Here is a 13034-nt window from a genome sequence, read left to right on the forward strand (position 1 = left end):
TCAGAACGCCTGGGTGGGGACGTTCCGTAGCGCGGACACCGTGTTGTTCCGCGCGAACCTGCGGCATACGAACGTGGAAGTCCGGGAAGGCCTGGGGCACAACTTCGCCGGCGTGCTGATCAGTGACCGCTTCTCCTCGTACGACAGCCGCTTCCTGCAGGACGTCCGGCAGCAGAAGTGCCTGGCGCACCTGATCCGCAACGCGGATGAGGTCGCCGCTGTTCTCCAGCGGCAACCCGGGCGGGGAGAGCTGTACGGGCAACGGGTTGCGCAGGTGTTCCGGGACGGCATCCGACTGCACCGGGAGGTGACGACCGGGGTCTGTACGCGAGAGGAGTATGCGCAGCAGGGTGAGGAACTCACCCTGCGTCTGGACGCCCTGCTGAACCGGGCACCACTGAAGTCGAAGGCAAACGAGCGACTCCGACTGGGAATCCTGAAGCAGAGCGTGCTGGACCGGTTGTGGCGGTTCCTGAAGGACCCGGACATTCCACCGACGAACAACGCAGCGGAACGGAGCCTGCGGACGGTGGTGATGGCGAGGAAGGTCTCGCAGTGCAGCAAGAACGCGGTGGGTGCGCAGACGTACATGCGGATCAAGTCCACCGTGGAGACCGCGCGGTTGCGCGGTCAGGACCCCATCGCGGTCCTGACCAGCCTGATGCGCTGACTGGGCGCTTGACCTTTCGGCCGACCGCTAATCACAGACTGTCGGCGAAATAAACGGAACCCGTATGAGGGGTCCACCCGCGACACCGTTCCCCCGGTTGGGTTCAGGGGGTGCTGCGGGCGAGTCGTTTGGCGTTCTCCAGGACGTACCGGGCAATGTCCGGCAGTTGCTCTTCGATCAGCAGGCTGTCCATGACGTCCGAGCCGGGGTTGAAGTAGGCGTACACGAAGGTCTGCCCGCCGGTCAGGCTGAGCAGGCCGCTCATGGTGACGTTCCGCCAGCCGCTGCCCGCCTTGCTGCCCCAGTAGGCGACGCCGGGGTCCTTGGCGCGGCAGCATCCTCTGGCGAGGGTGTCGCGCAGGAACGCTCGGTTGGTGGCATTGAGGCTGGGGTCGAGGTACATGCGGGTGAGCAGCGTGGCCCATTCGCGGGGGGTGCTGCGGTTCTGCAGGTACACCTCGGTCTGCGGGTGGTAGGTGGGACTGAAGAACGCGCGGTCGAGGTCATCGAGGAGACGGTCGGCGTTCAGGGTCTGCGTCTGCTGCACGGCGCGGGCGCGGGTCTGGGCTTCCTCGGCGGGTGGGAGGGTGAAGGTCTGCTGCGCGCCGGTGTTCACGTCGGGGCCGTAGAGCTCCTGGAGGAGTCCGGCCTGCGCGGCCCACCACGCCTTGGTGGTGGTGTTCACGCGGGTGTGGCACGCGCCCTGCGCGGTCACGAGGGTCTGGAGGCGGTCGGGGCCGTAGCGCAGGTGCAGGACGTCGCTGGCGGTGTTCTCGCTCTGCACGATGGCCTGCGTGGCGAGGTTCTGCACGGTGCGCGCGCCGGGCTGGTACGCCTCGATGCTGCGGTTGGCCTCGGTGACGCTCAGGCGGGTGTTCAGGGTCAGGCGTCCGGCCGTCACGTCGCGCAGGGTGCCCCACAGGACGATCTGTTTGAAGGTGCTCGCCAGCGGGTACAGGCTATCCGGGTCGTTGGCGATGACGCGCAGGGGCGTGCCGGTGCGCGGGTCGATCTGCGCGAGGTAGAACCCGACCGGGCCGCTGGCGAAGGCGGGCGGCTGGTACGGCAGTTCCGGCGCCGGGGCGGGCGCGCGGCAGGGCGTGACGGGCACGGGCTCGTAGGTCGTCCAGGCGTCCTCGGGGTACACGTCGATGGCGGTGAAGCGCGTGGGGCCTTCCACGCCCGCGCGGACGGGCGTCAGGTTCACGCGCAGGGGGCGGCCCTGTGCGCTGCGGATCTGAATGTCTTTGTCCTGCACGCGGATCTGGATCTGGTCCTGCGCGGTGGGCACCGTGCGGGTCAGGGTGGGCAGCGCCGCGCTGAACTTCAGGTCCGCGCCGGTCCCGCCGGGCATCCAGCGGACCGTGCCGTCACGGGCGTCCAGGCCGGTCAGGGTCAGGCGGTAGAACCCGCCGTGCCACGCGCCCTGCACGGCGGGGACGGCGTGGGCGCCGCCCAGCAGCAGCAGAACGGTCAGGGCCAGGGGAGTCAGGCGGCGGGCCGGGCTGGGGGGCAGCGTGGGCATGGGGGGGCATGATGGCACGCGCCCGCCCCTCCAGTGGCTCCGGTGGGAGCCGGGTCAGTGGGGGGTGCGGGGGGCGCGGCGGGTGCGGGACAGGCCAAGGCCCAGGCCGGTGATCAGGCCGCCCAGCGCGGCGAGGGCGGCGGTGATCAGGACGTTGTTCAGGGGGCTGGGGAAGTTGGTGCTGCGGTTGGCGTTGGCCACGGCGTGCAGCTGGTTGATATCGATCACGTCCTTGCCCAGCAGGACGGCGGCGGCGACGAGCAGGATCAGACCTACGGCCAGGGCGAGGCGGGACAGGAGTTGCATGACCCAGTGTATGCGGTGCGGCGCGGGTCCGTCGTGGGGCGGGGGTAGCGGGCTTATACGGACTGCCGTTTGTTTCGCCAACAATCCGGAACTTCACCGCCCCTGCCGGCTCCACGTCCGGAGGGGCGTTTCTCTCCCACTCTGCGGAGCAGCTCTCCGAGTCCGTATTACAGCGTCAGGGCGCGGGTGGTGGTGGGGACGCGCCAGAAGCCGCTGCTGGCGGTGACGAACAGGGTCGTGCCGTCGGGGCCGCCGAAGGCGACGTTGCTGACCGTCTCGGGGAACAGGATACGGCCCAGCAGCTGTCCGTCCGGGGTGAGGACGTGCACGCCGTCGGCGGCGCTGCTCCAGATGCGGCCCTGTTCGTCCAGGCGCAGGCCGTCGGTCTTGCCGGGGCTGACCGTGAAGTGCAGGCCTTCCAGGGTGGCCTCGCCGTGGGGGGTGACGCGGTAGCGGTACGTGCCGGGGTTCTCTCCGGTATCGGCCAGCAGCAGCGTGTCGGCGCTGGCGAAGGCCAGTCCGTTGGGTTTGTGCCGGTCGCGGATGGGGGCGGTCAGGGTGCCGTCGGGGGCCAGGCGGAACACCCAGCGGCCGGGGATTTCCATGGGTTCGCCGCGTCCGCCCTCCTCGGGTTTGTCCAGGCCGTAGGTGGGGTCGGTGAACCACAGGCTGCCGTCGGGGTGCTGCACGACGTCGTTCGGGGAGTTGAAGCGCCCGCCCTCGAAGTGGGTGGCCAGGGTGGTCCAGCTGCCGTCGTGTTCCTGGCGCAGCAGGGCGCGCTGGCCGTGTGAACAGGCGATCAGGCGGCCCAGGGCGTCCAGGGTGTGGCCGTTCTGGTAGTCGCTGGGGTTCAGTTCCTCCAGCAGATCTCCGGCGTCGGTGTATGCCCAGGTGCGGTTCTGGCGGACGTCGCTGTAGATCACGCGTTGCCGGGCGGGGACGTAGGTGGGGCCCTCGGTCCAGGTGTGGCCGCTGCCGAGCTGTTCGGGGGCGGCGTCGCCGGGGAACAGCGTGTGAAAGTCCGGGTGGGTGGCCTGAAGGGCGGGGTGCAGGGTCATGCGTTCATGGTGGCGTGTGGCGGGCCGGGGTGGGTGGGGGTCGTGTGAACGGGTGCCCATGTCAGCTGCCCATGTCGGCCGTCCAGGCGGGCGGGGCGGGCGGTTACGCACGCGGGAACAAATTCCGGTGGGTGCGGATGCCAATGCGCCGCGCGGGGGGCGGTATGCTGAGGCGTTATGACGCAGTCGCAGACGATCATGTCGGGTGGGAACGCGGCCTTTATCGAGGGCCTGTACGAGGCGTACCTGGCTGACCCGCAGAGTGTGGATCCCGAGTGGCGTTCCTACTTCGATGAACTTCGGGGTGGAGCGCAGGAGACACCTCATTCCGCCATTCAGCAGGCGTTCTACGAGCTGGGCACGCAGCGCCGGGGCGGCGCGGTGGTGCCGGCCCCGCAGGGGGTCAGCGGGGCGCAGCAGGCGGCCGGGGCGCTCATCACGGCGTACCGGGTGTACGGGCACATCAGCGCCCGGACGAACCCGCTGTCCATCCGTGGTCTGCCGGTCGTGCCGGAACTGACGCCCGAGTACTACGGGCTGTCGGGCGCGGACCTGAGCGAGCACGTTCAGGACGGGCCGTTCAGCGGGCCGCTGCGGGACGTGATCGCGCAGCTGCACGACACGTACTGCGGTCCGATCGGGTTCGAGTTCAACTACCTGCCCGCTAACGAGCGCGCGTGGTTCCAGGCGCGGGTGGAGGCCAACCGGGGGCGCGGGGCGTACTCGGCGGAGGAACGCCGCCGGTTCATGTCCAAGCTGAACGCCGCCGAGGGCCTGGAACTGTACCTGAAGAACAAGTATCCGGGCGTCAAGCGGTTCGGGCTGGAGGGCGGCGAGAGCTTCATCACGCTGCTCGACCGCGTGATCCAGCAGGCCGGGGCGCAGGGCGTGAAGGAAGTCGTGATCGGCATGGCGCACCGCGGCCGCCTGAACACCCTGGTGAACATCTTCGGGAAGCCCGCGAGCGTGCTGTTCGACGAGTTCGACGGCAAGAAGAAGATCAGCGACGATCCGGACGTGGCGGGCGACGTGAAGTACCACATGGGGTACTCCAGCGACGTGCGCACGCCGGGCGGCCCGATGCACCTGGCGCTGGCGTTCAACCCCAGCCACCTGGAGATCGTCGCGCCGGTCGTGCACGGCAGCGTCCGCGCCCGCCAGGACCGCCGGGGTGACGAGTCGCGCCGCAGCGTGCTGCCCATCACCGTTCACGGCGACGCGGCCGTCAGCGGGCAGGGCGTGGTCATGGAGACCCTGAACCTGTCGCGCCTGCGTGGCTTCGCGACGGGCGGCGCGGTGCGGATCGTGATCAACAACCAGGTGGGCTTCACGATCAGCGACCCGCGCGACACGCGCAGCAGCCGTTACTGCACGGACGTGGCGAAGATCGCGAACGCGCCCGTGCTGCACGTGAACGGCGACGATCCCGAGGCGGTGGCGTTCGCGGGGGATCTGGCGCTCGCGTACCGTCAGGAGTTCGGCAAGGACGTGTTCGTGGACCTGATCTGCTTCCGCCGCAATGGGCACAACGAGGGCGACGAGCCGCGCATGACGCAGCCGATCATGTACCGCGAGATCGACAAGCATCCGGGCACGCGGTCGCTGTACGCGGCGCGTCTGGAGCAGGCGGGCGTCCTGCAACCCGGCGAGGGGGACCGGCTGGTCGAGGAGTACCGTGACCGCCTGGACCGCGCCGAGCCGGTCGTGACCGAGATGGAGAACCTCGCGCAGAGCAAGCTGGCGGTGGACTGGTCCGCCTACACGAACACCCGCTGGCAGGACGAGGTATCCACGGCCGTCAGTGCCGAGAAGCTGGGCGAGCTGGGCGCGAAGCTGGCGTCGGTGCCGGAGGGCTTCCGGGTTCACCGGACCATCGAACGGACCGTGATCAAGCCGCGTCAGGCGATGGCCCGGGGCGAGCAGCCGCTCGACTGGGGCATGGGCGAGATGCTGGCCTACGCGACCCTGCTGGACGAGGGGTACGGCGTGCGGCTGGTCGGTCAGGACAGCGGGCGCGGCACGTTCGTGCACCGTCACGCGGTCCTGCACGACCAGGACGGCCAGGACCCCATGAACGAGGAGTACATGGCGCTGGCGCACCTGCGGGACGGGCAGGGCAAGGTCGAGGTCATCGACTCCACGCTGTCCGAGGAGGCCGTCATGGCCTTCGAGTACGGGTACTCGACGAGCGAACCGAACGCGCTGATCGCCTGGGAAGCGCAGTTCGGGGACTTCGCGAACGGCGCGCAGGCGGTCATCGACCAGTTCCTGTCGGCCGGTGAGAGCAAGTGGCAGCGCCTGAGCGGCCTGACGCTGCTGCTCCCGCACGGGTACGAGGGCGCCGGTCCCGAGCACTCCAGCGCCCGCCTGGAACGCTACTTGCAGCTGTGCGCGCAGAAGAACATGCAGGTCGTGGTGCCTTCAAGCGCCGCGCAGATCTTCCACCTGCTGCGCCGTCAGGTGCTGCGCCCGTACCGCAAGCCGCTGATCGTCATGACGCCCAAGAGCCTGCTGCGCAACAAGGCCGCCATGAGCCCCCTGTCCGACCTGACGGACGGCCGCTTCTGCGAGGTCATCGGGGACGCCGAGGTGACGGGCGCCCGCCGCGTGGTCATCAGCAGCGGCAAACTGCACTGGGAACTGGTGGACGCCCGCAACGCCGACGCCGAAGGGTATGCCGGGACGGCCCTGGTCCGCCTGGAGCAACTGTACCCCTTCCCCGCCGAGGCGCTGGCCGCCGAACTGGCCCGCCACCCCGGCGCGCAGGTCGTGTGGGCGCAGGAAGAACCCGAGAACCAGGGGGCGTGGCTGATGATCTGGGAGGACCTGGAGAAGGTCCTGGCGCCGGGTCAGACCCTGAGCAGCGCCACCCGTCCGCGCAGCGCCAGCACCGCCGCCGGGTACGCCAGCGTGCACGCACGCGAGCAGGCGAAGGTCATCGCGGACGCGCTGGGCGAGAAACTGGACCGCGCCGTGGTCGAGGACCAGAAGGAACTCGCCGAGACGGCCGAGCAGCAGGGCTGAACGCCGCCCCCCGTCACGGAACGTCACGCCCCCCGGTGCCCACGCAGGTGCCGGGGGGCGTTCATGTCCGGGTGGCCGGCGGGGGTGCGGGGTGCGTCCCCAGCCCAGTCACAGCCCCCGAGGGGGTATAACTGAGGGCGTTATGGCGGACATCAAAGTTCCTGTTTTTTCCGAGTCGGTCAGCGAGGGTACGCTGCTGACGTGGCACAAGAAGCCCGGCGACACCGTGAAGCGCGGCGAGGTGCTGGCCGAGATCGAGACTGACAAGGTGGTGCTGGAGGTCACGGCGTTGCAGGACGGCGTGCTGGTCAGCATCGCCAAGCAGGAGGGCGACACGGTCCTCAGCGAGGAGACGCTCGGCGTGGTCGGGGATGCGGGCAGCGCGCCCGCCCCGGCCGCGCAGGAGACGGTCAGCGGTCCCATCGCCAACGAGGCCAGCGCGGGCGGCACCGCCGCGCAGCCCGACAGCGCCGGGCTGGGCCACGAGGCGACCCGCCGCGACGACCTGTCGCCCGCCGTGCGCAAGGTGGTCGTCGAGAACGGCCTGAACCCCGCGCAGATTCCCGCGACCGGCCCGAAGGGCAACATCACCAAGGCCGACGCGCTGGGCGCCGTGGGCCAGCAGGCGAGCCAGCCCGCTGCCCAGGCGGCCGTGGCGGTCCCGGCCGGCGCGCGCCCCGAGCAGCGCGTGCCCATGACCCGCATCCGTCAGCGCATCAGCGAGCGCCTGAAGGAAGTGCAGAACACGGCGGCCCTGCTGACCACCTTCAACGAGGTGAACATGCAGCCCGCCATGGACCTGCGCAAGAAGTACCAGGATCAGTTCGTGACCAAGCACGGCGTGAAACTGGGCTTCATGAGCCTGTTCGTGCGCGCCGCCACCGAGGCGCTGAAGGCCTTCCCGGTCGTGAACGCCAGCGTGGACGGCAAGGACATCATCTACCACGGCTTCTACGACATCGGCATCGCGGTCGCGTCTGACCGTGGGCTGGTCGTGCCGATCCTGCGTGACACCGACCAGATGAGCCTCGCCGGGATCGAGAAGGCCATCGGCGGCTTCGCGCAGAAAGCCAAGGCCGGCAAACTGACCCTGGAAGACATGAGCGGCGGCACGTTCAGCATCACGAACGGCGGCACCTTCGGCTCCATGATGAGCACCCCGATCATCAACGCCCCGCAGAGCGCCATCCTGGGTATGCACAACATCATCGAGCGGCCCATCGCGCAGAACGGGCAGGTCGTGATCGCCCCCATGATGTACATCGCCCTGAGCTACGACCACCGCATCATCGACGGCAAGGAAGCCGTGCAGTTCCTCGTGACCATCAAGAACCTGCTGGAAGACCCGGCGCGGATGCTGCTGGAACTGTAAGCAGCGTCGATGGTTGACAGTTGATGGTTGATGGAAGGGACACCCCCTCTATCAACCATCAACTGTTCACTGTTCACGCCTCCCCACAGTGAGGCTTCTGCCAGAGGGCGTGGGGTACCCTGTGGCGCATGAGTCTAGAGGGCCGCCTGGGCGGATTGACGAACGCATTGACCGTGCAGGGCCAGTGGGACGGAACGCGGCTGACGGCGCGGGTGGGGAGCTTCACGGCGGGCACGGACGTGCAGGTGTGGCTGGAGGCGCCGGGACTGGCGGGCCGCGTGGGCAGTTTCACGCAGGGTTTCGACCTGCGCGCCGCGATCGAGGCGGGCGTGATGCGCGTGCGGCTGGGCGGCGTGACGGACGGCGTGGACGTCGCCCTGAACTTCACGGCGGACGGCGCGGCCGGCCGGTACGGGAGTTTCACGGAGGGGCATGACGTGACGCTGCGCCACTACGACGGCGAGGTGCGCGGACGGCTGGGGTCGTTCACGCGCGGCGTGGATGTCCGCATGGACCTGAACGGCGTGCCTTTCCCGCTGGGCGCCCTGCTGAGCGTGTGCGCGCTGCGGCTGTGGCTGGCGCAGGACCGGCCCCTCACCCCGGCACGCTGATTCGGGGCGGAGCCGTGATCGGTCACGCCGGGCGGGCCGGGCGATCACGGGCCGATCATGGGGCCGGTGGTGAACTACACCCACGAGAACCCGCCGCCCCCGCGCAGACGGATCAGCGGCAACGGTTTTCAGGGAGACCAGCATGAATAAGCACCGCCCTGCCCGCCCTGCCCACCACGCTGCCCGCCGCCTGACCCTGCTGACCCTGTGCGCCGCGCTGGGAGGCGCGCACGCGCAGAACACCGTCAACCTGAACTTCAAGAATCTGACGCTGCAACCGGTACAGATCGCGAACCTGGACCTGAACGTGCTGCGCGTGGACCCGCAGGTGTTCCAGCAGACCCTGAAAGCCCCGAACGCCCTGCAACTGAACCTGACCGACCTGCCCGCCCGCATCCAAGCCCGTGACGCCGAGGTGCGCCGCAGCCTGGACGTCGTGGGCACCCTGGCCCGCTCGACCGAACTGCGCGCCGACATCGCCCGCACCACGCTGAGCCTCCCGCGCGGCCTGACCGTGCCCGCCACCGTCACCCTGCGCGGCGGTGAGAACCGCGAGGTGCTGCTGTTCGGGCAGGACACCGTGGCCGTCAGTGTGGCGCAGGCCGAGGCGGGCGCCGACCGCAACCGCGCCGAGATCCTCGGGTCCTTCGGTCTGAACGACCAGAATCCCGTCCCGCGCGAGTTCCTGTCCCAGGACTCCCTGAGCGGCGTGACGCTCGCCGCGAACAGCCGCATCAACGTCGCTGCCCTGAACACCGCCGCCCTGAACCGCCTGCAGACGCGCCTCGCGCCGCCCAAGCCTTCGCAGCCGGGCGGGGAACTCGGGGACGGGTTCGTCAGCAACCCCAGTGACGGCGCGTGCCGGTTCACGCCCACCAGCGCCCTGTTCGGCCAGATGCGCGGCAACGCCATCGACCAGATCACCACCATCAAGGACCAGGGGCGCCGGGGCACCTGCATGGCCTTCGCGTACACCTCCGCGCTGGAAAGCCTGATCGCGCGGCGCAAGAAGATCACCTTCAACCTGTCCGAGCAGTACGCGTACTACTGGCTGCGCGGCGACGACGGCGTGCTGGGCGACGGCGCCGGCTGGGGCGATTTCAACGACGCCATCGCCCGCCAGCGCATGCTGCCCACCGAGGTCCGCTGGAAGTACAACCCGTCCCGCAGCCGCGTGCGCGTGCCCGCCAACCCCCAGCAGCCCATCACGGCCTTCAAGAACTCCTGCGTGAATTACGCCGATCAGGCGTGCAGCGACACCACCGCGCAGGCGCAACTGGTCTGCCAGAGCGGCACGAACAACTGCGCATGGAAACCCGAGTGGGACATCGCCCCGAACGCCGCGTTCAACTTCCGGCCCACCCAGGGCAACGAGGTCTGGGTGGCGCTGGGCAACCTGAACCTCGGGAATGCCGACGCCACCCGCGCCTACCGCCGCGCCATGCTGAGGCAGATGATCGACCGGGGCGACCAGCTGATCCTGGGCTTCACGGTGGACGGCGCGTTCGACAGTGTCGGCGCCAGCGGCCTGCCCGACACCACCCGCATGGGCCAGAACGTACGCGGCGGGCACGCCGTTCACATCGTCGGGTACGTGAACACCGGCACGCAGACCTTCGACACGAAGATCGCCGGACTGGTCAACGTGAAGATGACGCTCCCCACCGGGTACTTCGTGATCAAGAACTCCTGGAGTTGCGGCTTCGGGGACGGCGGGTACGCCTACCTGCCCGACACCTTCATGGACCGCGAGACGAACGGCGTGTACAACCTGCGCGCCGGAGCCGTCGCCAGCGACATGGCCGGATTCTGAACGCAGGGTAGAAGCAGGGGGCCGCAGCCAGTCGCGCTGCGGCCCCCTGCTGCTGGTGGGTCGTTACTCGACCGTGACGCTCTTGGCGAGGTTGCGGGGTTTGTCCACGTCCTTGCCCAGCGCGGTGGCGGTGAAGTACGCCAGGAGCTGCATGGCGACGGCGTTCACGACGGGGCTGACCATCTCGTGGGCGCGGGGGACGTAGATGACGTCGTCGCCGTGGCGGGCGTTCTCGGTGTCGCCGTCACTGAGGAACAGGATGACCTTCCCGGCGCGGGCGCGGACTTCCTGCACGTTGCTGATGGTCTTTTCCAGCAGGCGGCTCTCGGTGGCGATCACCGCGACCGGCAGTTTCTCGTCGATCAGGGCGATGGGGCCGTGCTTCATCTCGCCGGCCGCGTACGCCTCGGCGTGGATGTAGCTGATCTCCTTGAGTTTCAGGGCGCCCTCGTAGGCGGTGGGGCTGTTCACGCCGCGCCCGAGGAACAGGTAGTCGCGGGCCAGGGCGTACTTCTCGGCGACTTCCTTGATGCGCGCCACGCGTTCGGGGGCCAGGGCGTCCTCGACGAGGCGGGGCAGTTCGCGGGCGGCCTTCAGGAGTTCGGCGCCCTGCTCGGCGCTGAGGGTGCCACGGGCGCGGCCCAGCCACAGGGCCAGCATCAGGAACGCGCTGACCATGCTGGTGTACGCCTTGGTGCTGGCGACGCCGATCTCGGGGCCCGCGTGGATGTACAGCGTGTCGTCCAGTTCGCGGGTCATGGAGGAGCCCTTGGCGTTGATCACGCCGAGGGTCTTCGCGCCGAACTTCTTCGCCTCGCGCAGCGCCTCCAGGGTGTCGATGGTCTCGCCGCTCTGGGACACGACGATGGCCAGGGTGTTCTCGCTGACCAGGGGGTCGCGGTAGCGGTACTCGCTGGCGACGTCCACCTCGACGGGAATGCGGGCGAGCTGCTCGATGAGGTACTCGCCGACCAGTCCGGCGTAGAAGGCGGTGCCGCACGCGATGATGGAGATGCGCTTGAACGAGCCGGGGTCGAGGTCGATGTCGAGGTTCACCTCGCCGGTCTCGTCGTGCAGGCGGCCGATCAGGGTGTTGGTCAGCGCCTGGGGCTGCTCGTAGATCTCCTTGAGCATGTACGTGTCGTACCCGCCCTTCTCGGCGGCCTCGGCGTCCCATTCGATGTGCTCGATGGTGCGTTCCTGGGGGTTGCCCTGAAGGTCCATGACGCGGAAGCCGTCGTCGTTCAGGACGACCATGTCGCCGTCGTGCAGGAACACCATGTTGCGGGTGTAGGCCAGCAGGGCGGGCACGTCGGACGCCAGGAACATCTCGCCCTCGCCGACGCCCATCACGAGCGGGCTGACGGTGCGGGCCGCGACGATCTCGCGGTGGTCGACGTGCGTGACCACGATCCCGTACGCGCCGCGCACCTGCGCCAGCGCGGCCCGGACCGCTTCTTCCAGGTTGCCCGCGTAGGCTTCCTCGATCAGGTGGGCCAGCACCTCGCTGTCGGTCTCGCTCTTGAACTCGTGCCCGCGGCTCATCAGGCCCTCTTTCAGGGGCAGGTAGTTCTCGATGATGCCGTTGTGGATGATCACGATGCGGCCGTCCTCGGTGGCGTGCGGGTGCGCGTTCGTGTCGTTCGGCAGGCCGTGCGTGGCCCAGCGGGTGTGCCCGATGCCCAGCGAGCCGCCCATGGGCTGGCCCTCGAGCAGCGTGCTGAGGTTGGCGAGTTTCCCGGCCTTCTTCTTCACCTCGATCTGCGCGCCGTCATGCACGGCGATGCCCGCGCTGTCGTAGCCGCGGTACTCGAGTTTGGCGAGGCCGGAGATCAGCACTTCCTGGGCCTGACGCGGGCCGATGTATCCAACGATTCCACACATGGTCACTCCATCCCGCCGGCGGCGCGGAGGCCGGGCGGGGGTGTCTGTCTTCTGGTTTTGTGGTGCGTCGTGCGCGGCCTTATGCCCACGTTGCCGTGGGGGTTATCGCCGCGCTTCCCGCCCCGGCGTGGGGGCGGCGGGTAGGCGCCGACGCGCGCTCTGGAGGCATCCGCAGATTGCTCGCTGACCTCCACCTCGTCTCCCCCGCGTGCGGGGGCCTTGCGCTGCCCTGTTTGCGTGAACCGGACACCATCGGTTCGCTCCGCAGCATAGCGCGTCGGGACCGGCCGTGCGTCACCTGAGTACGTGACTCATCCGGACTCCGGGCGGCGCAACCGGAAGGAACGCTCAACGCGCCGCCCAGACGGCCGGACATGCCGCCCGGCGGTCCTTGCTAGGATGGGCGCGGACGTGCCCGGCGTCCAGAAGCAGGGTGTTCGGCCCGCAGGACCGCCACCGGGCGCACCGCGGCCCCACGGCGCCACCCCGAGCGATCGACGGACCCACAGCGACGCACCAGACCAGAAGGACACGGAAAAACCATCATGCCCACCTACCTGTACAAGAACATCGAAACCGGCGAGATCTACGAGCTGCAGCAGAGCATGCGTGACGAGGCGTACACCGCGCACCCCGAGACGGGCGCGCCGGTCAAACGCGTCCTGGCGCGGCCCGGCATTGCCTTCAAGGGCAGCGGGTTCTACGTGACCGATTCCCGTCCCAAGGGCGGCGAGGGCGGCGGCGGCGAGTGACCCCCGAACGCGCCCCGGA

10 protein-coding genes are annotated in these 13034 nt (G+C 69.2%); 6 read left to right on the forward strand and 4 right to left on the reverse strand.

The window, feature by feature from the left end; translation table 11 throughout:
* Positions 1-670 (forward strand): IS66 family transposase (locus CBQ26_RS12225; protein WP_143342093.1); only part of this gene is annotated, 670 nt, incomplete at its 5' end.
* A 103-nt stretch (positions 671-773) separates the two neighbouring features.
* On the opposite strand, the gene CBQ26_RS12230 is transcribed toward CBQ26_RS12225, so the two are convergent.
* The 3 genes from CBQ26_RS12230 to CBQ26_RS12240 all read right to left on the reverse strand — a co-directional run bounded on the left by CBQ26_RS12230 (position 774) and on the right by CBQ26_RS12240 (position 3559).
* On the reverse strand, positions 774-2195 hold the full coding sequence (locus CBQ26_RS12230) for a serine hydrolase (RefSeq protein WP_088248915.1): 1422 nt from the start codon (positions 2193-2195) through the stop codon (positions 774-776).
* A 54-nt stretch (positions 2196-2249) separates the two neighbouring features.
* Positions 2250-2501 (reverse strand): hypothetical protein, encoded by a 252-nt coding sequence (locus tag CBQ26_RS12235; protein ID WP_088248916.1) that lies wholly within the window; start codon positions 2499-2501, stop codon positions 2250-2252.
* A gap of 167 nt (positions 2502-2668) precedes the next feature.
* Entirely contained in the window at positions 2669-3559 is an 891-nt protein-coding gene (locus CBQ26_RS12240) for an SMP-30/gluconolactonase/LRE family protein (RefSeq protein ID WP_088248917.1), read from the reverse strand.
* A gap of 177 nt (positions 3560-3736) precedes the next feature.
* Between CBQ26_RS12240 and CBQ26_RS12245 the strand changes: the two genes are divergently transcribed.
* From CBQ26_RS12245 to CBQ26_RS12260, 4 genes are all read left to right on the forward strand, one after another.
* Complete coding sequence (locus CBQ26_RS12245; RefSeq protein WP_088248918.1) at positions 3737-6583, forward strand: 2-oxoglutarate dehydrogenase E1 component; 2847 nt, start codon at positions 3737-3739, stop codon at positions 6581-6583.
* A 142-nt stretch (positions 6584-6725) separates the two neighbouring features.
* Entirely contained in the window at positions 6726-7955 is a 1230-nt protein-coding gene (gene odhB, locus CBQ26_RS12250; protein WP_088248919.1) for a 2-oxoglutarate dehydrogenase complex dihydrolipoyllysine-residue succinyltransferase, read from the forward strand.
* 128 nt (positions 7956-8083) lie between these two features.
* The gene (locus tag CBQ26_RS12255; protein ID WP_088248920.1) at positions 8084-8566 is read left to right on the forward strand and encodes a hypothetical protein; all 483 of its coding nucleotides are present in this window, start codon (positions 8084-8086) and stop codon (positions 8564-8566) included.
* A gap of 142 nt (positions 8567-8708) precedes the next feature.
* The gene (locus tag CBQ26_RS12260) at positions 8709-10379 is read left to right on the forward strand and encodes a C1 family peptidase (RefSeq protein WP_088248921.1); all 1671 of its coding nucleotides are present in this window, start codon (positions 8709-8711) and stop codon (positions 10377-10379) included.
* Positions 10380-10442: 63 nt separating this feature from the next.
* Here the strand turns inward: CBQ26_RS12260 and glmS are convergent, their stop codons facing one another.
* The gene (glmS, locus tag CBQ26_RS12265; RefSeq protein ID WP_088248953.1) at positions 10443-12263 is read right to left on the reverse strand and encodes a glutamine--fructose-6-phosphate transaminase (isomerizing); all 1821 of its coding nucleotides are present in this window, start codon (positions 12261-12263) and stop codon (positions 10443-10445) included.
* Positions 12264-12808: 545 nt separating this feature from the next.
* Here glmS and CBQ26_RS12270 point away from each other — a divergent pair.
* Complete coding sequence (locus tag CBQ26_RS12270; protein WP_088248922.1) at positions 12809-13015, forward strand: FmdB family zinc ribbon protein; 207 nt, start codon at positions 12809-12811, stop codon at positions 13013-13015.
* Positions 13016-13034 lie beyond the last annotated feature (19 nt).

Origin of the sequence: Deinococcus indicus (assembly GCF_002198095.1) — a bacterium.
GTDB classification, from domain to species: Bacteria; Deinococcota; Deinococci; order Deinococcales; family Deinococcaceae; genus Deinococcus; species Deinococcus caeni.